22 protein-coding genes and 2 tRNA genes are annotated in these 21,769 nt (G+C 61.3%); 14 read left to right on the forward strand and 10 right to left on the reverse strand.

Translation table 11 applies throughout. From position 1 onward, the window contains the following. Nucleotides 1-109: 109 nt before the first annotated feature. The 4 genes from U1E20_RS00580 to rdgB all read right to left on the reverse strand — a co-directional run bounded on the left by U1E20_RS00580 (nt 110) and on the right by rdgB (nt 3,062). A tRNA-Tyr gene (locus tag U1E20_RS00580) sits at nt 110-194 on the reverse strand. Between the two features lie 81 nt (nt 195-275). Further along, nucleotides 276-683 carry a DUF779 domain-containing protein gene (locus U1E20_RS00585; protein ID WP_409978643.1) on the reverse strand — a complete coding sequence of 136 codons (408 nt, stop codon included), beginning with the start codon at nt 681-683 and terminating at the stop codon, nt 276-278. 133 nt (nt 684-816) lie between these two features. Further along, nucleotides 817-2,334, reverse strand: a complete 1,518-nt coding sequence (gene adh, locus U1E20_RS00590; RefSeq protein ID WP_409978644.1) for an aldehyde dehydrogenase — start codon at nt 2,332-2,334, stop codon at nt 817-819. Nucleotides 2,335-2,432: 98 nt separating this feature from the next. After that, on the reverse strand, nt 2,433-3,062 hold the full coding sequence (rdgB, locus tag U1E20_RS00595) for an RdgB/HAM1 family non-canonical purine NTP pyrophosphatase (protein WP_409978645.1): 630 nt from the start codon (nt 3,060-3,062) through the stop codon (nt 2,433-2,435). A 281-nt stretch (nt 3,063-3,343) separates the two neighbouring features. Here rdgB and U1E20_RS00600 point away from each other — a divergent pair, with 281 nt between their 5' ends. The 3 genes from U1E20_RS00600 to U1E20_RS00610 all read left to right on the forward strand — a co-directional run bounded on the left by U1E20_RS00600 (nt 3,344) and on the right by U1E20_RS00610 (nt 5,709). Beyond that, complete coding sequence (locus U1E20_RS00600; protein WP_409978646.1) at nt 3,344-4,840, forward strand: sigma-54-dependent transcriptional regulator; 1,497 nt, start codon at nt 3,344-3,346, stop codon at nt 4,838-4,840. A gap of 114 nt (nt 4,841-4,954) precedes the next feature. Further along, nucleotides 4,955-5,431, forward strand: coding sequence for a glutathione peroxidase (locus U1E20_RS00605; RefSeq protein ID WP_409978647.1), 477 nt, complete (start codon nt 4,955-4,957; stop codon nt 5,429-5,431). After that, complete coding sequence (locus U1E20_RS00610) at nt 5,428-5,709, forward strand: hypothetical protein (RefSeq protein WP_409978648.1); 282 nt, start codon at nt 5,428-5,430, stop codon at nt 5,707-5,709. The genes U1E20_RS00605 and U1E20_RS00610 overlap by 4 nt, the downstream gene beginning before the upstream one ends. Nucleotides 5,710-5,843: 134 nt before the next feature. Here U1E20_RS00610 and U1E20_RS00615 read toward each other — a convergent pair whose 3' ends face one another. Continuing rightward, nucleotides 5,844-8,042 carry a carbohydrate porin gene (locus U1E20_RS00615; protein WP_409978649.1) on the reverse strand — a complete coding sequence of 733 codons (2,199 nt, stop codon included), beginning with the start codon at nt 8,040-8,042 and terminating at the stop codon, nt 5,844-5,846. Between the two features lie 217 nt (nt 8,043-8,259). Here U1E20_RS00615 and U1E20_RS00620 point away from each other — a divergent pair, with 217 nt between their 5' ends. The 3 genes from U1E20_RS00620 (at nt 8,260) to U1E20_RS00630 (ending at nt 11,583) form a co-directional block, all read left to right on the forward strand. Beyond that, nucleotides 8,260-9,720: a circularly permuted type 2 ATP-grasp protein gene (locus U1E20_RS00620; protein ID WP_409978650.1), complete on the forward strand. Its 1,461-nt coding sequence runs from the start codon at nt 8,260-8,262 to the stop codon at nt 9,718-9,720. Between the two features lie 68 nt (nt 9,721-9,788). Next, the gene (locus U1E20_RS00625) at nt 9,789-10,736 is read left to right on the forward strand and encodes an alpha-E domain-containing protein (protein WP_409978651.1); all 948 of its coding nucleotides are present in this window, start codon (nt 9,789-9,791) and stop codon (nt 10,734-10,736) included. Between the two features lie 10 nt (nt 10,737-10,746). After that, nucleotides 10,747-11,583, forward strand: coding sequence for a transglutaminase domain-containing protein (locus U1E20_RS00630; RefSeq protein ID WP_409978652.1), 837 nt, complete (start codon nt 10,747-10,749; stop codon nt 11,581-11,583). On the opposite strand, the gene U1E20_RS00635 is transcribed toward U1E20_RS00630, so the two are convergent. Further along, nucleotides 11,555-11,980: a transposase gene (locus U1E20_RS00635; RefSeq protein ID WP_409978653.1), complete on the reverse strand. Its 426-nt coding sequence runs from the start codon at nt 11,978-11,980 to the stop codon at nt 11,555-11,557. The genes U1E20_RS00630 and U1E20_RS00635 overlap by 29 nt on opposite strands. A gap of 262 nt (nt 11,981-12,242) precedes the next feature. On the opposite strand from U1E20_RS00635, the gene U1E20_RS00640 reads away from it, so the two are divergent. Continuing rightward, a tRNA-Thr gene (locus U1E20_RS00640) sits at nt 12,243-12,317 on the forward strand. 236 nt (nt 12,318-12,553) lie between these two features. On the opposite strand, the gene U1E20_RS00645 is transcribed toward U1E20_RS00640, so the two are convergent. Next, complete coding sequence (locus U1E20_RS00645; RefSeq protein ID WP_409978654.1) at nt 12,554-13,414, reverse strand: PAS domain-containing protein; 861 nt, start codon at nt 13,412-13,414, stop codon at nt 12,554-12,556. Between the two features lie 522 nt (nt 13,415-13,936). On the opposite strand from U1E20_RS00645, the gene U1E20_RS00650 reads away from it, so the two are divergent. From U1E20_RS00650 to U1E20_RS00665, 4 genes are all read left to right on the forward strand, one after another. Beyond that, the gene (locus tag U1E20_RS00650) at nt 13,937-14,119 is read left to right on the forward strand and encodes a hypothetical protein (RefSeq protein ID WP_409978655.1); all 183 of its coding nucleotides are present in this window, start codon (nt 13,937-13,939) and stop codon (nt 14,117-14,119) included. A gap of 461 nt (nt 14,120-14,580) precedes the next feature. Continuing rightward, nucleotides 14,581-15,009 carry a universal stress protein gene (locus U1E20_RS00655; protein WP_409978656.1) on the forward strand — a complete coding sequence of 143 codons (429 nt, stop codon included), beginning with the start codon at nt 14,581-14,583 and terminating at the stop codon, nt 15,007-15,009. 41 nt (nt 15,010-15,050) lie between these two features. Continuing rightward, nucleotides 15,051-15,392: a c-type cytochrome gene (locus U1E20_RS00660; protein ID WP_409978657.1), complete on the forward strand. Its 342-nt coding sequence runs from the start codon at nt 15,051-15,053 to the stop codon at nt 15,390-15,392. A 128-nt stretch (nt 15,393-15,520) separates the two neighbouring features. Beyond that, nucleotides 15,521-15,970 carry a phosphate-starvation-inducible protein PsiE gene (locus U1E20_RS00665; protein WP_409978658.1) on the forward strand — a complete coding sequence of 150 codons (450 nt, stop codon included), beginning with the start codon at nt 15,521-15,523 and terminating at the stop codon, nt 15,968-15,970. Between the two features lie 15 nt (nt 15,971-15,985). Here the strand turns inward: U1E20_RS00665 and U1E20_RS00670 are convergent, their stop codons facing one another. Further along, complete coding sequence (locus U1E20_RS00670) at nt 15,986-16,219, reverse strand: cysteine rich repeat-containing protein (protein ID WP_409978659.1); 234 nt, start codon at nt 16,217-16,219, stop codon at nt 15,986-15,988. 140 nt (nt 16,220-16,359) lie between these two features. Beyond that, nucleotides 16,360-16,698: an antitoxin Xre/MbcA/ParS toxin-binding domain-containing protein gene (locus U1E20_RS00675; protein ID WP_409978660.1), complete on the reverse strand. Its 339-nt coding sequence runs from the start codon at nt 16,696-16,698 to the stop codon at nt 16,360-16,362. A 188-nt stretch (nt 16,699-16,886) separates the two neighbouring features. Between U1E20_RS00675 and scpA the strand changes: the two genes are divergently transcribed. The 3 genes from scpA to U1E20_RS00690 are packed head-to-tail and all read left to right on the forward strand — an operon-like array spanning nt 16,887 to nt 19,756. Next, nucleotides 16,887-19,049, forward strand: coding sequence for a methylmalonyl-CoA mutase (scpA, locus tag U1E20_RS00680; protein WP_409978661.1), 2,163 nt, complete (start codon nt 16,887-16,889; stop codon nt 19,047-19,049). A 24-nt stretch (nt 19,050-19,073) separates the two neighbouring features. After that, nucleotides 19,074-19,517 carry a protein tyrosine phosphatase family protein gene (locus U1E20_RS00685; protein WP_409979615.1) on the forward strand — a complete coding sequence of 148 codons (444 nt, stop codon included), beginning with the start codon at nt 19,074-19,076 and terminating at the stop codon, nt 19,515-19,517. Between the two features lie 47 nt (nt 19,518-19,564). Continuing rightward, a complete protein-coding gene (locus tag U1E20_RS00690; protein ID WP_409978662.1) occupies nt 19,565-19,756 on the forward strand; it encodes a DUF6494 family protein in 192 nt (63 codons plus the stop codon). Nucleotides 19,757-19,988: 232 nt separating this feature from the next. On the opposite strand, the gene U1E20_RS00695 is transcribed toward U1E20_RS00690, so the two are convergent. Beyond that, complete coding sequence (locus U1E20_RS00695) at nt 19,989-21,617, reverse strand: tyrosinase family protein (RefSeq protein ID WP_409978663.1); 1,629 nt, start codon at nt 21,615-21,617, stop codon at nt 19,989-19,991. Nucleotides 21,618-21,769 lie beyond the last annotated feature (152 nt).

The raw sequence follows: 21,769 nt of genomic DNA on the forward strand, positions 1-21,769 counted from the left end.
AACCGGACGGGCGCCGATCCGGACGCCAAATTCTCGCGATATGGCGCTTTTGACAAGGCCAAGCCGCCGCTGTCGAGCGCCCGGGTTCGGAATTTCGATAGAGAAGGGATGGTGGGGGAAGTAGGACTCGAACCTACGAAGGCTTAGCCAGCGGATTTACAGTCCGCCCCCTTTGCCGCTCGGGACATTCCCCCATCGTCTCGCGAAGGAGACGGCGGCCGCGTTGTGCGCGGCCGGTTGGCGGCATATGCGGCTCCCGCCTTCCGGTGTCAACCTCAAAGTCCCGGCTGGCCGAGTTCCGACGCCGTCGCGGCGGGCGGCAGGAGCGCCAGTTCGGCGTCGGTGAACAGCCGCGAGCGCGTGAGGAACCGCGACCCTGAGCCATTGTCGAGCGAGAACATGCCGCCCTGACCCGGCACCACGTCGATGAGGAGCTGCGTATGCTTCCAGTAATCGAATTGCGCCGCGCCGATGTAGAAGGGCGCGCCGCCGATCTCGCCGAGCCGCACGTCGCCGTCGCCGACCAGGAACTCGCCCCGCGGATAGCACATCGGCGCCGAGCCGTCGCAGCAGCCGCCCGACTGGTGGAAGAGAAGGTCGCCATGTTGGCGGCGCAGCCGCTCGATGAGATCGAGCGCCGCCGGCGTGGCGATGACTCTTGCTGGAGTCTCGGTCGTTCTCACCGCCCCCTCCCTGTCCCTTCCCCGCTAAAGCGGGAGAGGGGACGCTAGCGATGCAGGTTGCGTGGATCGTTGTCGCGACCCGAGTCGGACTCCCTCTCCCGCGCGAAGCGCGGGGGAGGGCTGGGGAGGGGGCCTAGAAGAACCCCAGCTTCTTCTCGCTGTAGCTCACCAGCATGTTCTTCGTCTGCTGATAGTGATCGAGCATCATCTTGTGATTCTCGCGGCCGATGCCCGACTGCTTGTAGCCGCCAAAGGCGGCATGGGCCGGATAGGCGTGGTAGCAATTCACCCAGACGCGCCCCGCCTGAATGGCGCGGCCGAAGCGATAGCAGTGGTTCGCTTCGCGGCTCCACACGCCGGCGCCAAGGCCGTAGAGCGTGTCATTGGCGATGGCGAGCGCCTCGTCGTCGTCCTTGAAGGTTGTCACCGACACGACGGGACCGAAGATTTCCTCCTGGAACACCCGCATGCGGTTATGGCCCTCGAACACGGTCGGCTTCACATAAAAGCCGCCGGCAAGTTCGCCCGCGAGCGTGTTGCGCTCGCCGCCGGCGAGCAGCTTGGCGCCCTCCTGCTTGCCGATGTCGATATAGCTGAGGATTTTTTCGAGCTGCTCGGAGGACGCCTGCGCGCCGACCATCGTCTGGGGGTCGAGCGGATTGCCCTGCTTAATTTCGCCGACCCGTTTCAGCGCGCGTTCCATGAAGCGATCGTAGATTTTCTCGTGCACAAGCGCGCGGCTGGGGCAGGTGCAGACCTCGCCCTGGTTGAGCGCGAACATGACAAAACCTTCGACCGCCTTGTCGAGATAGTCGTCGTCCTCGCGCGCCACGTCCTCGAAGAAAATATTGGGCGATTTTCCGCCGAGTTCGAGGGTGACGGGAATGAGGTTCTGACTGGCGTATTGCATGATCAGCCGGCCGGTCGTCGTCTCGCCGGTGAAGGCGATCTTGGCGATGCGGCTCGATGAGGCGAGCGGCTTGCCGGCCTCCAGTCCGAAGCCATTGACGATATTGAGCACGCCTTTGGGGAGAAGGCAGCCGACGAGCTCCGCCCAGACGAGAATGCTCGCCGGCGTTTGTTCCGCGGGTTTGATGACGACGCAATTGCCGGCGGCGAGCGCCGGCGCGATTTTCCACGCCGCCATCAGCAGCGGGAAGTTCCAGGGGATGATCTGGCCGACGACGCCAAGCGGCTCATGGAAATGATAGGCGATGGTGTCGTGGTCGATTTCGGAAACGCCGCCTTCCTGGGCGCGGATGGCGCCGGCGAAATAGCGGAAGTGATCGATCGCCAGCGGCACGTCGGCGGCCATCGTCTCGCGGATCGGCTTGCCATTGTCCCAGGTTTCGGCCGTGGCGAGCAGGCCGAGATTTTCCTCCATCACATCGGCGATGCGATTGAGAATGACGGCGCGTTCCGCCGGGCTGGTCTCGCCCCAGGCGGCTTTGGCGGCATGCGCCGCGTCGAGCGCGGCTTCAACATCGTCCTTGTCGGAACGCGCGATCTCGCAAACCTTCGCGCCGGTGATCGGCGAGATATTGTCGAAGACGCGGCCGGATTTGGCGTCAACCCATTCGCCATTGATGAAATTGCCGTAGCGCGGCTTGAACGGCGGCTTAAGCGCGGCGAAAGTCTCGTGCTTGGTCATGGGGCGTTCCTCTCATTTCCGCGGACGTTTTTTTTAGGAAAGTAATTGGAGCGCGGCGTCACGCCAAGTGCGGCAATGAGAGTGCGGCCAAGGAGCGACTATTCCAAACACGCCTTCGCCAGCGCCTGAAACGCCCGCGCCCGGTGCGACAGCGCCTGCGAGCCGTCGCCGGGCAGGGAATGTTTTTCCGCGGACATCATTTCGCCGAAGGTCTTGTCGAGTCCGTCGGGCTTGAAGATCGGATCATAGCCGAAGCCCTTCTCGCCCTTGGGCGGAAAGACGAGGACGCCGTCGACCCGTCCTTCGAACTCTTCGACATGCCCGTCCGGCCAGACGATGGCGAGCGCGCAGGCAAAATGGGCGCGATAGGGCGGCTTGGCGCCGCGCGCCTCAAGCTCGCGTTCGACCCTGATGCAGGCGGCTTTGAAGTCGCGGTCCTCTCCCGCCCAGCGCGCCGAATAGACGCCGGGCGCGCCGTCCAGCGCGTCGACGCACAGGCCCGAATCATCGGCAAAAGCGGGCAGTCCCGAAGCCATGGCGGCGCCGCGCGCCTTTAACAGGGCGTTGCCGGCGAAAGTCGCTTCGGTCTCCTCCGGCTCTTCGAGCCCGAGTTCGCCGGCCGAAATGGCGTCAACCCCGTGCGGCGCGAGCAATTGCCTGAGTTCCCAGAGCTTTCCAGGATTATGGGTGGCAATGACGAGTCTGCCGGCGATTTTGCGCGAATCCATCAGCTTCACCTCCGCCGCGCGCTTGTAGCGCGCCGGCGGACGCCGCCATAGCGCGGATTTCCTACAAAGATGAAGCGATTCGGCACGTTATCGCCCATATCGCCCGTTCGGGTGTTGGACGGCCGGACGGAAGGCGCTAGAAAGTTTCATATCGGCGCGGTTAACCCCGCCTTTACTATGCTTGGCAACGATTGAGGAGCCGCAATGACGGCTCCGGGAGGCGCCGGGCCTGTGGCGGCGGATTTCGCCGCCCGATATGCTCCCGGAACGCAAGGGATGAAATGACGTCAACGATTCTCATTGCCGACGACGATCCGGTTCAGCGTCGTCTTCTCGAAGCGATGACGCGGCGATTTGGTTACGAGGCCGAAACCGTCGAAAGCGGCGAACAGGCGATCGCGCGGCTGACCCAGCACGGCGCCAAGCCCGTCGCGCTGTTAATTCTCGATCTCGTCATGCCTGATCTCGACGGCATGGGCGTGCTTACCCGCATGCGCGACATGAAACTCGCCACGCCGGTGATCGTGCAGACGGCGCACGGGTCGATCGAGGCGGTGATCTCCGCGATGCGCGCCGGCGCCCATGATTTCGTGGTCAAGCCGGTCGGCGCGGAGCGCCTGCAGATTTCGATCAAGAACGCGCTTTCGGCCGATGCGCTGGCCGTCGAGGTGCGCCGTATCAGCCACCGGGCGCAGGGCGCGCTGACCTTCAAGGACCTCGTTTCGCGCAGCGACGACATGGCGCGCGTCATCAGGCTCGGCCAGCGCGCCGCGCATTCCTCCATTCCGGTGTTGCTCGAAGGCGAGTCGGGCGTCGGCAAGGAAATCGTCGCGCGCGCCATTCAGGGGGCGTCGGACCGCAAGGGCAAACCGTTCATCACCGTCAATTGCGGCGCGCTGCCGGCCAATCTCGTCGAATCGATTCTCTTTGGCCATGAGAAGGGGGCCTTCACCGGCGCGACGGAAAAGCACGCCGGCAAATTCCTCGAAGCGAATGGCGGCACGCTGTTTCTCGACGAAATCGGCGAATTGCCGCTCGACATTCAGGTCAAGCTGCTGCGCGCCCTGCAGGAGGGCGAAATCGATCCCGTCGGCGCCAAGCGTCCGATCCGGGTCGATATCCGATTGATCTCGGCGACCAATCAAAATCTCATCGACCTCGTCAAACGCGGCCTGTTTCGCGAAGACCTGTTCTATCGATTGAACGTCTTCCCGATCAGCATTCCGCCGCTGCGCGGCCGGCGCGAGGACATCGCCGATCTCGCCAGGCGTTTCGCGGCGCGCTTCGCCGCCGAGGAGGGCCGCAACATCCGCGGCCTCAATGCGGAAGCGCTGTCGCTCCTGACGAGCTACGACTGGCCCGGCAATGTCCGCCAGCTGGAGAACACCGTGTTTCGCGCCGTCGTGCTCGCCGATGGCGACGAGCTGACGATCGCCGAATTTCCGCAGATCGCCGCCCATGTCCAAGGCTTTGAGGTGCGCGTGCCGCCGGCGCCGGGAGCGGCCGCGGCGGCGGCGCGCGAACGCGAGATCGTGCGAGTCGAAATCCGCGATCCGAACGCCATGTCGCTGTTGGCGGCGAATGGCGAAATGCGTCGCCTCGACGATATCGAGGCGGCGACGATCCGCTTCGCCCTGACGCATTATCGCGGCCAAATGTCGGAAATCGCGCGCCGGCTCGGAATCGGGCGCTCGACTCTCTATCGCAAGATGAAGGAATATGGGCTGGAAGAGGAATCCGAAAGCGACTCGGAATCTTCCGGAACGCTGGTTGCATAGAGCGCGCTCTAAACTTTCGAAATCGATCACGTTATCTGCATTTGGGCGATTCCGCCCAAATGCAGCGTGATCTAACCGAAGAGCTGGCGCGCCGCCGTCACTTGCGAGGGGTTCATGACTCTGTTCGACATCGAAGCGACGACGATCGACGGCGCTACCAAAAAGCTTGGCGATTATGCTGGCAAGGTCATGCTGATCGTCAATGTCGCCAGCCGCTGCGGCTTTACCCCTCAATACGCCGGACTTGAAGCGCTCTACCGCAAATTCGCCGATCGCGGGCTCGTGGTGCTGGGGTTCCCCTGCAATCAGTTCGGCGCGCAGGAGCCGGGCTCTGAGAAGGAGATCGCGTCCTTCTGTTCGGCGAAATATGACGTCACGTTTCCGATGTTCGCCAAAATCGACGTGAATGGCGACAACGCCCATCCGCTCTATCGCCTGCTCAAGCATGACGCGCCGGGGATTCTCGGATCGGAGGCGATCAAATGGAATTTCACCAAATTCCTCGTCGATCGCGAGGGACATGTGGTGAAGCGCTACGCCTCGACCGACACGCCCGATGCGATCGCCAAGGACATCGAGGCGCTGCTGTGACCGCCGTTGAGGCGCGAATGATCGGCGGCGGCGATCCGCTGGTCTTCGACGTAAGGGTGCGGGAGGGCGCAAGCGAAACCCGGCATCGCGTCACGCTGTCGCAAATGGATTTCGAACGGCTGGGCGGCGGCGCCGATGCGGAAAGATTTATTGACGCGGCCTTTCGCTTCCTGCTCGACCACGAAGCGAAGGAGAGCATTCTCGCACGCTTCGACGTGAGCGTCATCGCCCACTATTTCCCCGAATTCGAGCGGAAGCTGCCGGAATATCTCAAGTGAAGGAGTGAATGTCATTCCCGACGCTCGCGAAGCGAGCGATCGGGAAACCAGAGCGACATCCATGATGCTTGTTGTGACTCTGGATTCCCGATCAGGCCTTCGGCCTGTCGGGAATGACAAGGGCGAAAGCCTTCTTAAAACGCGGCGCGAAATCTCAGGCCGAAAATATTGACCGGCCCGCGCGCGCTGTTATGCGCCGGATTGACGAGGAGCTGATAGTCGAAGGTCGCGTCGATGTTCTTGCCGAAGCCGATCTTGTAATAGGCTTCCATATTCTTCTCGCCGGCATAGGTCATCGCGCCGTCGCCGATATAGACGCTGGTTCCGCCAAGCTCGAAATAGCGCACGCGGTCGCCGTGCAGCCCGCTCAAGGCGCCGGCGAGGCCGATCTCGTCGTCGTCTCGCTCCCATAAGGCGCCGCCGGCGACCACGCCCATCGAGAGCTGCCGGTCAATGTCGGTGTAATCGACGGTCTCGTAGCGACCGTCGGCCATGCTGGCGCGCAGGAAGAAGCCGAGATGCGGCGCGAGCTGCTGCTTGACGTTGACGCCGCCGCCGGTCTTGACTGCGCGGCCTCGCGCAGTGTCGACGCTCGGCGGAAACTCGCCGGCAAGATAAGCGTGACGAATGACGTCTTCGATCTTGCTGATATAGCCATTGTCGCCGAAGGCGAGGAATTTGATCGCGCCTGGTTGAGCAAAGAGATCATAGCGCGCCTCGAATTCGACGACGCTCATGAATTGTCGAAACAGTTGCGGCTCGATGTCGAAACTGTTCGGAGTCTTTGAGAGCTGAAACACGCCGCCGCGCGCCGTCCACCAGTCCTGTTTCCACTCCGCGGCGAGTCCGTAAGTGTAGCCCCAGGCGTCGGCCGCGTAGTCGAGACCGCCCATGTCGTTGAAGGCGAAATTGAGAAAGCCGGTCGTCGGGTCATGCGCATAGACATTGTCGTCGAAGACGTCGGGCACGGCGAATTTTCCGAGCGTGATGATGACGCGGTCCTTGTCGACCCGGCCCGAAATCTGGTTTTGCGTCGATTCGAGAACTTCGCTTCGGGAGCCGATGTCGGGATCGCGCTCCCCCTCGCCGCCGCTCAGTCCGATGATCTGCCGCAGGAAGTATCGCTGGAAGCGCATATAGGGAGCCGTGCGGCCGACCTTGGCGACGGCGCCGTTCACATAAGAAGCGGCGCCGACGGAATTGGCGAGACCATAGCCTTCGTCGATCTCAGGATTGAGATAGACGGCGCCGCCCTCCCACAGGCGCAGCCCGAGAAAAAGATCGCTCGTCGAGCCGACATTGGCCTTGCCGCCGGAAGGGAAGCTATTTAGTCCATCGTAAAGCGCGCGAAACCGCGGATAGGCCTGAACGACATTCGTCGTTTGAGCATGGACGCTATATAGCTCCGGCGTCTCTCCGTCCCGCGCATCGGCGCCGCCATTTCCGCCATTGTGGTGGTTCTGCGGCTTCCCATATTCGATCGCGCCGGGAATGCGATTTTCCGCGCCGAAATGATAGTTCAGGCCAAAGCGGAGAAGATGGTTCTCGTTACGTATGCGCGGCGCATAGAAAGAGTCGGCGCCATTGTCGAAAATCTGCGTGTTCAGCGCCTGATTGAGGAAGAGATATTCGACCCGCGCCGACCATTTTTCAGCGAAAGCGTATTCGAAGCCGGCGCCGACCGCATATTTCATGCGCGAGGATTGCGACCAAGGCGCATAGAAAATCGCGTCGGGCCCGCCGGCGCCGAGCGTCAGGGTCGACGGACCACGTCCGCCGCCGGCCGCGACGCCGCCGGCAAGATAGAGCAGCGCGCGGTCCCAGGCATAGCCGACGCGCCCGCGAATGCCCGCGAAGAAATTGGCGCTCGAATTCGACACGAGCGTAAAGACCGGCGGCGCCGGATAGGCGGGCGACGCCGGAGAGGCGCCGGTCGGCCCGCGCCTGCCGTCGAGCAGGCTCAGTTCAGTCTCGATCCCCCAGACCCAGGGACCGCTTTGCCAATTATATCCGGCCTGGGCGCCGACCGTGACGCCTGGACGCGTCATGCTCGGCGGATAGAGATCGAAGACCGGCGAAGCGAAGCCGTTCGACGCCTGCAGCCGTTCGCCCTTATGCAGCGGAAAGCCGCCGCCGAGACTGGCGCCCATATAGAGTCCGGCCCAGTTAACGTCCGAAGGTCGCGAACCGTCTTCAGCGCGCGCGCTCGACGCCAAGGCGCAGAAGGCGACGCAGGGAATGAGCGTGGAAAGAACCCACGCGACCTTGATCGCCGGCGATCTCGGTCCGGTGGCGGCGACGCTCCGATGGCGCCAGGATCGCGGCCTAGGCATGCGCGTTCTCAAAACCGTTCGGCGGCGGTTCCGCTGGACAGATGATCAGGCCGCGCCAAGACACATCATGTGTCGCGCGCGAATCATCACTCGGCGATAGTAAAACTATGTGACAGATTTTCGCAGGCGCTATTGGCGCAGTCCTTGCTACGTTAGGAAAAAATAGGCCAGCAGCCTTGGAAAATCCGGGACGCCGTCGCCAAAGGGAGTTCCCATAATGGACTCACGCCTGACGCAGTTCGATGAACTGGCTGGAACTGACGGCTGCACGCGCCCCCCTTATCGGAAGCTTTCGCAGTGGCTGGCCGAGACGCCGCCGGAGCTTTTGGCGTCGCGGCGCGAGCAGGCGGAGTTGTTGTTTCGGCGCATCGGCATCACTTTCGCGGTCTATGGCGCGCAGGAGGCGACGGAACGACTCATTCCCTTTGACATCTTGCCGCGCATCATCTCCCGCAGCGAATGGACGGCTCTCGAAAAGGGCTTGATCCAACGCGTCGCGGCGCTCAACGCTTTTCTCGCCGACATCTATGGCGCCGGCGAAATCCTGAAGGCCGGAATCGTTCCGGCCGATCTCGTCTACCGCAATCCTGCCTATTGCCCGGAGATGGCGGGCCGGCGCGCGCCCTACGACATTTATGTCCATATCGCCGGCGTCGACATCGTGCGCACCGACGATCAGGGCTTCTTCGTTCTTGAGGACAATGCGCGCACGCCTTCGGGCGTCTCCTACATGCTCGAGAATCGCGAAGTCATGATGCGGCTTTTCCCGGAGCTCTTCGCGATGCATCGGGTCGCGCCGATCGAAAATTATCCCGACGAACTGTTGGCGACCCTGCGTTCGGTGGCGCCGCCCCGCGCCAATGGCGATCCGACCATCGTCCTGATGACCCCCGGCCAGTATAATTCGGCCTTCTACGAACATTCGTTTCTTGCCGATAAGCTCGGCGTCGAACTTGTCGAGGGACGCGATCTCTTCGTGCGCGACGATGTCGTCTATATGCGCACGACCGAGGGGCCGCGCCGGGTCGACGTAATTTATCGGCGCATCGACGACGATTTCCTCGACCCGCTGTGCTTCCGGCCGGATTCGGCGCTTGGCGTCGCGGGCCTGATGGGCGCCTATCAGGCGGGCAATGTGACGCTCGCGAATGCAGTCGGAGCCGGCGCCGCCGACGACAAGGCGATGTATACTTACATGCCTGAGATCATTCAGTTTTACCTTGGCGAAGCGCCGCTGTTGCAGAATGTTCCGACCTTCCGCTGCCGGGAAGCGGAGGCGCTCGCTTATGTGCTCGATCGCCTCGACGAACTTGTGGTCAAGGAAGTGAACGGCTCCGGCGGCTACGGCATGCTCGTCGGACCACATGCGACCAAGGCGCAGATCGAGGAATTCCGCGCCAAGCTTAAGGCGCATCCGCAGAATTTCATCGCCCAGCCGACCTTGGCGCTGTCGACATGCCCGATCGCCTTGGCGAGCGGCGTCGCGCCGCGCCATGTCGACCTGCGGCCCTTCGTCCTCCAGGGCGCGAATGGCGCGCGGGTCGTGCCCGGCGGTCTGACAAGGGTGGCGATGACCGAGAATTCGCTCGTCGTGAATTCCAGCCAGGGCGGCGGCACCAAGGATACCTGGGTGATCGACGACGCCTGGGTCGACGAGAAGGCGATGGGCCAAGCGTGATAGTATGCTCGCAATGCTTGGCAATGAGTGTAGATGATCGCCGAAGCGAATCGTAATCGGACGAGCTAATGCTGTCACGCACCGCCGACAATCTCTATTGGCTTGCCCGCTACATGGAGCGCGCCGACTTTCTGGCGCGCGCGATTCAGGCGTCGCGCCGTCTCGCCGCGCTGCCGAAGGCTTATGGCGGCGACGAAACTGAATGGGAAAGCGTTTTGCTGTCCTCTGGCGCGGCGCAGACGTTCGAAGAGTCCGGACGCCCGGTCGACGAAGCCAATGTCATCGGATTTCTCACCTTTGCGCCGGAGAATCCCGGATCGATCCGCAACTGCCTGGAGCAGGCGCGCGCCAACGCCCGCGCCGTGCGCACGGCCTTGACCATCGAAATGTGGGAGTCGATCAACGACGCCTATCTCGAAATGCGCTCGCTCGAATCGCGCGGCGGCGTTGCTTGCGCCCAGGAGCTGGCCCGCTTTCTCGAACTCATCAAGCAGACGTCGCTGACCTATGACGGCGGCGCCTATCGCACGATGCTGCGCAATGATGCTTACTGGTTTTCGCGCGTCGGGCTGTTCATCGAACGCGCCGACAATACGGCGCGTCTATTGGATGTGAAATATCATGTGCTGCTGCCCGAAAAGGAGATCGTCGGCGGGTCGCTCGACTATTTCCAATGGTCGGCGATTCTGCGCGCCGTCTCCGCGCATACCGCCTATCACTGGGTCTATCGCACCAGCATGAAGCCGTGGCTCGTCGCCGATCTCCTCATCCTGCGGCCGGAAATGCCGCGCTCGCTGATTTCCTGCTATGAATCGATCGTGCGCAATCTCGACAATCTGGCGCGCGCCCATGGGCGCCAGGGCGCCGCCCAGCGCCATGCCCGCGGACTCTATGGCAGGCTCGAGAAACTCAGCATGGAAAGCGTCTTCCAGGGTGGGCTGCATGAATTCGTGCAGTCTTTCATCGCCGAGAACAATCGGCTGGGCGCGCTGATTTCCGAGCAATATCTCTTTTGAGCGACTTCCGATGCGCATTCGCATACGCCATGAAACCACCTACAGTTACGCCGACGCGCCGCGCATGGCGGTGCAGCATCTTCGCCTGACGCCGCGCAATCACGACGGCCAGCATGTCATCAGCTGGCGCATCGACGTCGATCGCGACTGCCGGCTGGTTCAGTCCGAAGACGCCTTCGGCAATTTGCTCCACCGCTTCACGGTGGACGGGCCGATCGACTCCATCTCGACGGTGGTCGAGGGGGAGGTCACGACCTTCGACATCGCCGGGGTCGTGTCGGGCGCCGTAGAGCGCTTTCCACCGATCCTCTACATGCGCGAAACGCCGTTGACCGCGCCGAGCCCGGCGATCAGCGCCTTCGCGCGCGAAACCACGTCGAGGGACAGCGGAACGCTCGCCAAGCTCCATGCGCTTCTTGGCGCGCTCCATGATTCATTGACATTCGACGCCGACGCCACCCGTGCGGAGACGACGGCGGCGGAATGTTTCGAGCATCGACAGGGCGTCGGCCAGGATTTCGCGCATCTCTTCATCGCCTGCGCGCGCGAGATCGGCGCGCCGGCGCGCTATGTGAGCGGGTATTTCCTGCGCAGCGACGCCGAGGATCAGGTCGCCGGCCATGCATGGGCGGAGGCCTATGTCGAGGATCTCGGCTGGGTCGGCTTCGATCCCGCGCATGGCGTGTCGCCCCATGAGAATCATGTTCGGATAGCGGCGGCGCTCGATTATCTCGGCGCCGCGCCGATTCGCGGCGCGCAGTCCGGCGGCGCGGGCGAAACCATGGACGTCAAGATTTGCGTTGTGCAGGCGCCCGCCTTCAGCCCGTTTCAATCGCAGTCGCAGTAGCTTCGCTCAGCGGAAAGACGGCTGCGCCGCGGGTTGCGCTTTCATGCGCTCCGAAGCCGCTTCGCGAAGCTTCGCGCAGTCCGGCCGCGTCGGGCGACGCGAGGCGCAAACCAAATTCGTCATATTGAAAATCGCATGCGCCGTGTTGGCTCAGCGCCACGATGACGCGCGGCCAGACGCCTTTCCTCTCCCAGCGATGATAGCGGGTATAGGCCGTGTACCATTTGCCGAACTGTGGCGGCAGCTTGCGCCAGCCGGAACGGCTGCGCAGAATCCAGAACACCGCTTCGAGAAAAAGCCGATTGTCGCGCCCGTTGCAGCCGGGGTCGCCCGCCTTTCCGGGAAGGACGGGGGCCACGGCCAGCCAAAGTTCTTCGGAGAGATAATTTTCGATCAATTGATCCTCCGTCGCCGCGATGCGACGGCGCGCAGCTCGAACGGACCCGGAGGTCAGGGACGTCCGCAACCGAATGAGACTCTAACTCTAACTCTACCTTAAGTTGTATATTATTGCAACACAACCTTATTGAGCGTCGGCGCCGTCGCCGGCCTTCGGCGTCGCTGAGTTGGAGAGCCGTGCGCTTGCGACTTGCGCGCCCCTGTGGCACACAGTCGCCGAATGCGCCGACGCGGTTTTTTCGAATGTCGGGCGATCAAGCGCTGCAGTAGCTCAGTGGTAGAGCACTCCCTTGGTAAGGGAGAGGTCGAGAGTTCAATCCTCTCTTGCAGCACCATTTTTATCCCATTTGCGACCTGCCCACCATGGCGCGATAACAAAACAGGTCTGAGGGATGGCGAGGCGCTTCGAACAACTCTCTTCGCAATGCGATTAGAGATGCTTTCCTTGCGACCATTGACGACGGCCGAGGCGTTTTGTTCAGCTTCGATTTTGCGCGATATTTCAGGAAAGGAATGGCCACAAGGCGTCTCTTGCAGCAGGGCCAATCCGCAAAGCCGCCAGCGTTCTGCGTTAAACGCGCCCCTTGAGCCTCGCGCCGTCTCTTGGGGGAGACAACGTCTCCAACAGATCGAGAAGCGCTTCGAACCGTGCCGGCTTAGTAAGCAAACCGTCGAAACCCGATGGACATGCCGTCTCCAGGCGCGACCGGCTGAGGGCCAGGAGAGAGACTGCGTTGCCTCCGGGCGACGTACGGATGCGGTGGATCATCTCAATTGCGTCGACATAAGGAATACTGATGTCGACAAACACCAGTTGAGGCCTAAACTCATTCAGCGCGCTCACGCCATCTGCGCTACTGCAAGCGAACCGGACACGGATCCTGACTGTTTCAAGGAGCAGCGCAAGCATATTGGCGGCATCGCGATCCTTATCAATAACCAGAGCCTTCAGCGGCTCTACCGAAGTCGCAATGATAGGTGGGCGCGCGGCCGGCGTATGCTTGTCACGTTGCGCCGTAATATCGTGCGCGACCCCGATCATTCGAAGAGGCTGCCCGAGTTGGTCTCGCTCGACGATCCCCAGTTCCCGAAACCACGATACAATTCCGTTCGGACTTAGAACGCGGATTTCAGTTTCAAACCGTTCAGTCTCGCCGCTCAGCGCTGCTTCGATGTCTGCACAAAATCTTTCTCTGTCGGCTGGATGGACAGCATCTCGGACGGCCGCGAAACGGCTGAACATTCCTGTGCTCGAGGAATTGTCCGAGTCAAACGGATCGAAGCGTCGCACGATGTCCCGCACGACGTCCCACTCAAAGCTGATCATGGGAACCGTGCGCAGCGCTAATCGGAGCGCAAGTTCATTACGTCGCGCACGTTCCTCGCGCGCGGTTGTAAGTCTCAATCTCGATTGCGGACGAAATTGCGTCATGAAGCTTTGCCGTGGTGAACCCCTAAAACAATTCCCGCCGATTGTTCCTCAGCGGGAGTTGACTTGAATAGTAAGGCATTATCAATCTCTTGACCAGCGACCGGCCCTTAGTGATTTGTGCGCTAAACGGCGCTACCGGCTTAGCTAATGCTTCCCTGCAGTCGGTTGGCTACCGAATGATGCGACCGCCAGGGTCTTTGCGGATTTCCCCTGACAAGTCGGCATCCGTCGTCTCATTGAACTGATCGTTCGAAGGAGGGCCGAATATGAGCGCTGAGACGACCAAAACCCAGCCAACGCCGGTCGAAGCGCAGATGGCGTCGCCTAAAGCCATATATGCCGAGATCAATCCCGATCCCGCAACTTGAAGGCGGACAAATCGGGTTACGCCGCTCATCGCGTGCTTGGCCACAGCCAGGAAGCCGCGCACCCTTCGAAGCGCGTGAGACAAGTTGCCACGGCCGTGATTCGACCGGCATTGGATAAGTTTCGGGGCATAAATGATCTTAGGAGGCCAGACCAATGATCGAGCCGACAAAATCATTAAGTCCCGAAGCTTCGCGGGAGGAAGCCGCGCAGTGCGCGCGACGCGCGGTCGCCAATCTGATCGCCGCGCAGTCGATCCCTCCAGGCAAGTTCGGCCGCAAACGCGCGCTCCGAGACGAAGGCCAGCGGGCGTTAGGCTGCGCGATCAGGCAGTCGTGAATTTAGCTGCGTCGGCCGCGCGCGATTGCGCAAGCGTCGAATGTTCACCTCAAAAGGGAGCCGGCCTCCTTTGCAAGAGGCCGGCGAGTGCGGAGGAAAGCGTGTCGGAAGTTCGCGCCATTAATCAACGCGCGCCGGGGTTCCACTAGCTGACCTTTTGTCGCAGAATTCTACGCGCGTCATTTTCCGGTCATGCGCGCGCCGCGCGTTAGATATGTCGTGCGAGCGACTGATTCGGAGAGATCGCCGTTCATGCCAATCGGGTCAGCGATCAAGGAACGATTCATGCGCGCCGTCGAGTCGTTCTGGCTCGGCGGCGCCAGCCGCGCTATGAAGGAATTGAGTAGGCGTTAGAGCGCATGAAACGCGCTCCATATTTTGGAATCGATCGCGTCATCCGCATTTGGGCGAACCCGCTTCAATGCAGCGCGATCCAGCGCCGCGCAGAGTGGGAGGCGGGGATGTATAAGAAAATTCTGGTGGCGGTCGACATCAGCGAGGCCGACGTCACGCAGCCCGCGCTCGAGGCGGCGGTGGCGCTCGCAAAAGTGGAGCCGGACGCAGCGCTTCGGCTCGTCAACGTCCAGCCGCTCGTGCCGGTGGCCTTCATCGATTACATCCCGCCAAATTTCGACGAGGAAATGCGCGAGGCGACCGAAAAGGACCTTGCCGTCCTGCGCGGCAAGATCGCTCTTCCGGCGGCGCGCGTGTCCTCCATCGTGCGCTTTGGCGCCGTTTATCCCGAAGTGCTCGCCGAATCCGAGGAATGGGGCGCCGACCTGATCGTGGTCGGTTCGCATCGACCGACGATGGCGACCTATCTTTTGGGCTCCAACGCCAAGACGATCGTGCGCCACGCCAAATGTTCAGTGCTGGTGGTGCGCCAATAAAACGCGGCGACATCGGCCGGGGCGGGGAGCTAGAGTCGCTCATGCTCCGATTCGCGCCTCAGGCCTTTGCGTGCTGCCTCCTTCTTGCCGCCGGCGCCGCGTCGGCGAAGACGCCTGCCAATGCGCAGCTGTTGAAGCGCGGGCAGGCGATCGCGCAGCATAATTGCGGGCGCTGCCATGCGGTCGGCGCGAAGGGCGAAAGCGCCAATCCCAAATCGCCGCCGTTCCGCTCTCTTGCGCGCAAATATCCGCTGAATAATCTCGAAGAGGCGCTCGCCGAGGGCATCGTCGTCGGCCATGAGGGGCTCGAAATGCCGCAGTTCCGCTTGAACGCCGCGCAGATCGAAGCGCTTCTCGCCTATCTCGGCTCCATTCAGAAATAGCGCGGCGCGCGCTCGGCTCATTCTGCGACAAAGTCGATTGCGCTCGGCGTCGCCATGCGCGACGTTCACGCCGCCGCTCACGATAGGCCGGGGCGCCGCGCATACCTCGCAGGCAGTCGATGAAACATATGGACAGGAAGGAACACCCGACGGTGCGTCGAATGCTCGATCGGATCGATCCGATCGGCTATCTGCTCACCGAAGTCTTTCACCTTCTCGGTCTGTTCGCGATTGGCGGCGCGACGGTCTGGGCGGCGGCGAAGGCGTTTCTCGACATGACGGTGAGGGGCCACGCGACGATCGAGGACCTGCTGCTGCTCTTCATCTATCTCGAAATCGGCTCGATGGTCGGCATTTATTTCCGCACCAACCACATGCCTGTGCGCTTCCTGCTCTATGTCGGCATCACCGCGCTCACTCGCCATATGATCGGCTATGTGCAGACGGAGTCGATCCCCGACGCCGGCATATTGATCCTCGCCGGCGCGACGCTCACTCTCTCGCTCGCCGTTCTCACCATCCGCTACGCCTCGGCGCGATTTCCCTCGAAGGCGTCGGACGGCATGGACGCCGAATAGGGGCGATCCTCCCGGTCAATTCTTGACCCTGGAGAGCGCGTCGCGGCAGTCCGGCGAGACTTCGTCCTTATGCGCCTGAAAACAAGCGAGGATGCGCCCGCCGCCGGGCATCACGCCGCTGCACAGGCGCGAATAATCCGCCTTGCATTTTTCCTTCACCTCGTCGGGAATCTGGTTTCCGGCGAAGGCCTGCGCGGACGCGGCGAAAGCGCAGAGGGCGATCAGCGGCAGGCTTAAGGAAAGGCGCATGAGAATTTCCTGGGTTGATTCGAGACGCGGGCGATCGCCCATGCGCCCGATTGTGGCCCGGCCAGCGTGACCGGGGCAAGGGGGCGCCAGCACGAGAAGGCGACGAGGCTTTGTTCGTGGATCATCGGCGATCCACTTTTCTACAGATAAGCCGAATCACGCAGCTGGCTGACGAGCCGCAACACATCGTCGATGCGGCCTTCCTGGATCAACGCCGCCGGCGACGCGCCGCTCAGCAATTTCTGAGGCGAGAAAATCCATTGCCGGGCTTCGTCCGGTTCATACAGCTCGGAGAGCTGGTCGACGATATATTCAAGTTCGAGGAGCGTCTTCTCAGTGTTCGGATGCGGATAGGCGCGCCCTTGGTTCCAACGCGAGACGGTTTCCGGGCGCGTGCCGAGCAGATTCGCAACCTCAATATTCCGCATCGCGCCTTTCGACCGCAGCGACTCAAGCTTTCTTGCTACCGCGCTACTCATTTTTGCCTCGCCGAACGAAATCTTGCCCGTTCATGATGGCTTCGTCGGGAAGACTTTATCATTGACATTTATATTGCGCAATAAACTGATATTTAAGTTGAGTTTTTGCGCCAATTGGCGACTTTTGGCGCGGCTTTGCGCGCTCGCCCCCTCTGGTTTATGACCACTTGGTAACCTTTGAGGAAAAAATGGCCGCGATCCCCGATTTCACGCAGATTCCCTTCGCGCCCGTCGCGCCCGAGCAGGAGGCGGAGGCGCGCCGCTGGCTGACGCCGGAGGGGATCGAGGTGAAGAACGCCTATGGGCCGGCGGACATCGAGGGGCTTTCCTTCGTCGACGGCTATCCCGGCGTCGCGCCCTATGTGCGCGGACCCTATCCGACCATGTATGTCGCCCAGCCCTGGACGATCCGCCAATATGCCGGCTTCTCCACGGCCGAAGACTCGAACGCCTTCTACCGCCGCAACCTCGCCGCCGGTCAAAAGGGCCTCTCCGTCGCCTTCGATCTCGCCACCCATCGCGGCTATGATTCCGACCATCCGCGGGTGATGGGCGATGTCGGCATGGCGGGCGTCGCGATCGACTCGATCTACGACATGCGCACGCTCTTCGACGGCATTCCGCTCGATCAGATGTCGGTGTCGATGACGATGAACGGCGCGGTGCTGCCGGTTCTCGCGCTCTTCATCGTCGCGGCGGAAGAGCAGGGCGTGCCGGCCGAAAAGCTCACCGGCACGATCCAAAACGACATCCTCAAAGAATTCATGGTGCGTAACACCTATATCTATCCGCCCGAGCCGTCGATGCGCATCGTGTCGGATATTTTTGCTTACACGTCCAAACATATGCCGAAGTTCAATTCGATTTCGATCTCCGGCTATCACATGCAGGAGGCGGGCGCTTCGGCCGATCTCGAATTGGGCTATACGCTCGCAGACGGCGTCGAATATGTGCGCGCCGGCGTCGCGGCCGGCCTCGATATCGACGCTTTCGCGCCGCGTCTCTCCTTCTTCTTCGCCATCGGCATGAATTTCTTCATGGAGGTGGCAAAGCTGCGCGCCGCGCGTCTGCTGTGGGCGCGGCTGATGAAGGATCTCGGCGCCAAATCCGAGAAGAGCCTGACGCTGCGCACCCATTGCCAGACTTCCGGCTGGTCGCTGACCGCGCAGGACGTCTACGTCAACGCCATCCGCACCTGCGTCGAGGCGATGGCGGCAACTCAAGGCCATACGCAATCGCTGCACACCAATGCGCTCGACGAAGCGCTCGCCTTGCCGACGGATTTCTCGGCGCGCATCGCCCGCAATACGCAGATCGTGCTGCAGCAGGAGAGCGGCACGACGCGGATCATCGATCCCTGGGGCGGCTCCTATTATGTCGAGCGCCTGACCGCGGAACTCGCCAAAAAAGCCTGGGCGCATATCGAGGAAATCGAATCGCTCGGCGGCATGGCCAAGGCGATCGCCGCCGGCGTGCCCAAGCAGCGCATCGAGGAAGCGGCGGCGAAGACCCAGGCGCGCATCGACAGCGGAACCCAGATCGTCGTCGGCGTGAATAAATATCAGCCGGTGAACGACGCCAAGCCCAATGTGCTCAAGGTCGACAACGCCGCCGTGCGCGCCGCGCAGCTTGAGAAGCTCGCGCGTCTGCGCGCCGAGCGCGACGAGGCGAAGACGCAAGCAGCGTTGAACGCGCTGACCGAGGGCGCGACCTCTGGCGCCAATCTTCTCGATCTCGCGGTGAAGGCGGCGCGGGCGAAGGCGAGCGTCGGCGAAATTTCCTTCGCGCTCGAAAAAGTCTTCTCGCGTCATAAGCCGAAGGCCAATGTGATTTCCGGCGTCTATGCGCGCGAGGCGGGCAAGGAGAGCGTTCAGGTCGGCCGCGTGATCGGCATGACTCGCGACTTTAAGGACAACACTGGGCGCCAGCCGCGCATTCTCGTCGCCAAGATGGGCCAGGACGGCCATGATCGCGGCCAGAAGGTCATCGCCTCGGCCTTCGCCGACATGGGCTTCGACGTAGTGATCGGCGATCTCTTCGCGACCCCGGACGAAGTGGCGCAAAAGGCGAAGGAAGCCGACGTGCATATCGTCGGCGTCTCGACGATGACCGCGGGCCATCTCACTTTGACCCCCGAACTGCGCGACGCCTTAAAGCGCGTCGGCCGCGACGACATCATGATGGTCATCGGCGGCGTCATTCCGCCGGACGATTTCCAGGCCTTGTATGATTCAGGCGCGGCGGCGATCTTCCCGCCCGGCACCAATATTCCGGTGGCGGCCGAGCAATTGCTGCATGAGCTGAATATCCGTCTGGGTTTCGCGCAGCGCGAAGTGGCGAAGGCGGGGTAGGCGGCGGACATTCATGTGAAAGCCATGCAGGACGATCCGACGCATATCTACAACTGGCTCAGGATCGACTCTCGCCTCACGACATCCGGCCAGCCGAGCGAAAGCGAGCTTGGCGAGATCGCGGCGCTCGGCGTGCGCACGGTGATCAATCTCGGTCTCTCCAGCCATGAGAAGGCGTTGCCGAACGAGGCCGCGACGGTCGGCGCGCTTGGCATGGCCTATCGCCATATTCCGATCGACTTTCAGCATCCGACCGAGGCTGATTTTCAGGAATTTTCCGCCGCGCTGGCGGACACGGGCGACGCCCCGACCCATGTCCATTGCATCGCCAATTACCGCGTATCGGCGCTCCTCTACCGCTATCGCCGCGATGTGCTCGGCGTCGATGACGCGATTGCGCGCGCCGACATGGCGCGCATCTGGACCCCGAACCCGGTCTGGGCGGCGATGATCGAAGCGCCTCGATGACGCTGATTGAAAATGCCCTACCTAGTTTCGAGCAAGGGAGTCGGGCGATGGACGAAGACGCGTTCAACATGGCGGTGCGCAAATTTTTGAAGGAAGTCGGCATAACTTCGCAGCGTGAGATCGAGCGCATCGTGCGCGAGCATAAGGTCGCCGGCGGCCGGTTGAAGCTGCGCATGGCGCTGACGGCGGAAGGCACGCCGCTCAACCATATCGTCGAGAGCGAGATCGACATTCGCTGAAAAAGTCAGATCGTCGGCGCCTCGACGAAGCGGACGGATTTGCGCTTCGTTACTGCGGGAGCGAGGATCTGCCGCCTTTCGACTGGATCATTCCGTTAGTCGTGCTTCAGCGCTCGAGCGCGTTGCAGAACGCGATAGCGATTTTTGCGCTGGCGACACAAATTTTCAAAACCTCGCGGGCGAAATCAGCCCGCGAGCAATTCTTTGGGCGGCGCCGCCAAGGATACGCATTTTATTTCGTTGCCGAAATCTGAAAGTCAATCGACTTGACCGTCAGGCGCGCCTTGGGATTGATCTTTGCTGATTCATCGCCGTTATGGCGTCCGCTGGTCGCAACGAAGGCTACCGTTACGTCAGTCAGTGCGCCTTTTTCGTTATGGAGCTTTCGTAAAGCTTCGGTGACGTCGAACTCCCGGGTGAGGCCTTGTTGGGGAACCACCGCCTCGGCTTCGTGATCGTGTGAAGACGTGTGAGGCTCTGCGGCGAAGAAGTTGATGGTGCCCGCATATTCTCGCCGCTGCGGGTTTGCAGCGTCCTCAAGATAAACGTAAAACTTTGTGGTCGGCGGCGCATCGAAGGTAATTCCGCTAAGGATCAAACGCGTTTTAGTCGGCATCGCCGGACTACCCTGGAGCGCGAGCGAATTCAATGTTTTCATGTCGTTATCATCTCGCAGCGTAACCTTCACCTTGGTCGTCGGGTCTTTCAGCGAGACTGGCTTTGTCGGAACGTTTAGGGACTTCGGCTCCGCAAGCAACTCGTTGAATTTTTCTCGTGTCATTTCCGCAATCTTAGTTGCCGCCAGCGGTTCTTCGCGCGACGTGCTGTCCAAAGCCAGCAGCGTCGATCGAGAGCAGTTCGTTTCCTTTTCATACCTGTAGTCAATGAGCGCGCCGTTGAAGAGGTCGCCGACCATTTTGCTGACTTTCTGACCGCTTATGTCCACGAAGGAGAAAGATCTATCGAGGAAGGCGTTGTCGCTTGGGTTTCGATGGCCTGACGCATTGCTCCAGCAGCTCCAGAGACGGTCGATATTTGCATGGTGAATCCAAAAAATCGGATCGTTTGACGAATAAGGCACCGAGCCCATGTCGACGACGGGACAGTCGACCGAAACTGTGCAGTGGACATAACCGTGCACGTTGCTTTCAATGTCGGACTGGTAAGTCGGGAAGTTTCTATCTCTGAGCGCCGAGTCGACGTTCGTCGAATCGGAGTCGAGCGACGCGCCACGATCCCACCCCGGCGCCCTGCGCTTTTCAAACAGTGGATTTGGCTGGCGGACGCCATTTCCATGAACATACGTGGGTTGAGTAAATTCCGCGGGCATCGTCAAGTGGTTGGGATTGGTATAATCCCAATAGGGCAAACGAAGCGTCGGATCGCCCGCAGCATCCTGAAGCTGCTTCTCAAAATAGAATAAATAGAGCCTGTGCCAGGCGAAGAACCAGCGCGTGCCGTGCTGACAGTTGGCCCAGACATCCTTTGCCAGTTGGTCGGGCGGCGTAGCATCCGAGAGTCCATTGAAGTATTGACGATACATCGAAGGAACTCGGCTCCGAGCGGATGCGACCGTTCCGAAACGCGACTGCGGGCCGAAATAGCCGTGAATATTCGCCCAATACTGCCAACTCTTTCGATAGGCTGCGCTTCCATGATCAGCGGAGTTCCGCGCTTTCATCATGGCGACGGCCTTCCGAAAACTTTCTACTCGCTTCCCGTCTTGCGCGAACTCCTGCCAACTTAGGCGGACCGCTTGTTGCGCGCGGACCGTAACCGGAAAGCCGACGATCAAAATCGTGGCTATCGCCCGACCGATTGCAAGGGAAGCGTTGCGGCAAATATTGTGATTCGAATACATGACACGCTCCATCATAATCTTGTCCGATGGCGCAACTTCGATAAAATGACGTCTCGGACAAAGCGCCAAGAACTGATCGCTTGGCCCAGTGGAATTTCCTTGCGCCGCATGCAAGGATTTTCCGATTCTTAATCCGATCATTGTAATGATCA

The sequence above is a fragment of the Methylocystis sp. genome, assembly GCF_046349115.1.
GTDB lineage: Bacteria > Pseudomonadota > Alphaproteobacteria > Rhizobiales > Beijerinckiaceae > Methylocystis.

Excerpts from the sequence above, each read along its gene's own strand:
- adh (WP_409978644.1), bottom strand. The coding sequence starts at position 2,334 with ATGACCAAGCACGAGACTTTCGCCGCGCTTAAGCCGCCGTTCAAGCCG.
- rdgB (WP_409978645.1), bottom strand. The coding sequence starts at position 3,062 with ATGGATTCGCGCAAAATCGCCGGCAGACTCGTCATTGCCACCCATAAT.
- U1E20_RS00600 (WP_409978646.1), top strand. The coding sequence starts at position 3,344 with ATGACGTCAACGATTCTCATTGCCGACGACGATCCGGTTCAGCGTCGT.
- U1E20_RS00605 (WP_409978647.1), top strand. The coding sequence starts at position 4,955 with ATGACTCTGTTCGACATCGAAGCGACGACGATCGACGGCGCTACCAAA.
- U1E20_RS00615 (WP_409978649.1), bottom strand. The coding sequence starts at position 8,042 with ATGCCTAGGCCGCGATCCTGGCGCCATCGGAGCGTCGCCGCCACCGGA.
- U1E20_RS00620 (WP_409978650.1), top strand. The coding sequence starts at position 8,260 with ATGGACTCACGCCTGACGCAGTTCGATGAACTGGCTGGAACTGACGGC.
- U1E20_RS00625 (WP_409978651.1), top strand. The coding sequence starts at position 9,789 with ATGCTGTCACGCACCGCCGACAATCTCTATTGGCTTGCCCGCTACATG.
- U1E20_RS00630 (WP_409978652.1), top strand. The coding sequence starts at position 10,747 with ATGCGCATTCGCATACGCCATGAAACCACCTACAGTTACGCCGACGCG.
- U1E20_RS00645 (WP_409978654.1), bottom strand. The coding sequence starts at position 13,414 with ATGACGCAATTTCGTCCGCAATCGAGATTGAGACTTACAACCGCGCGC.
- U1E20_RS00650 (WP_409978655.1), top strand. The coding sequence starts at position 13,937 with ATGATCGAGCCGACAAAATCATTAAGTCCCGAAGCTTCGCGGGAGGAA.
- U1E20_RS00655 (WP_409978656.1), top strand. The coding sequence starts at position 14,581 with ATGTATAAGAAAATTCTGGTGGCGGTCGACATCAGCGAGGCCGACGTC.
- U1E20_RS00660 (WP_409978657.1), top strand. The coding sequence starts at position 15,051 with ATGCTCCGATTCGCGCCTCAGGCCTTTGCGTGCTGCCTCCTTCTTGCC.
- U1E20_RS00665 (WP_409978658.1), top strand. The coding sequence starts at position 15,521 with ATGGACAGGAAGGAACACCCGACGGTGCGTCGAATGCTCGATCGGATC.
- U1E20_RS00670 (WP_409978659.1), bottom strand. The coding sequence starts at position 16,219 with ATGCGCCTTTCCTTAAGCCTGCCGCTGATCGCCCTCTGCGCTTTCGCC.
- U1E20_RS00675 (WP_409978660.1), bottom strand. The coding sequence starts at position 16,698 with ATGAGTAGCGCGGTAGCAAGAAAGCTTGAGTCGCTGCGGTCGAAAGGC.
- scpA (WP_409978661.1), top strand. The coding sequence starts at position 16,887 with ATGGCCGCGATCCCCGATTTCACGCAGATTCCCTTCGCGCCCGTCGCG.
- U1E20_RS00685 (WP_409979615.1), top strand. The coding sequence starts at position 19,074 with ATGCAGGACGATCCGACGCATATCTACAACTGGCTCAGGATCGACTCT.
- U1E20_RS00690 (WP_409978662.1), top strand. The coding sequence starts at position 19,565 with ATGGACGAAGACGCGTTCAACATGGCGGTGCGCAAATTTTTGAAGGAA.
- U1E20_RS00695 (WP_409978663.1), bottom strand. The coding sequence starts at position 21,617 with ATGTATTCGAATCACAATATTTGCCGCAACGCTTCCCTTGCAATCGGT.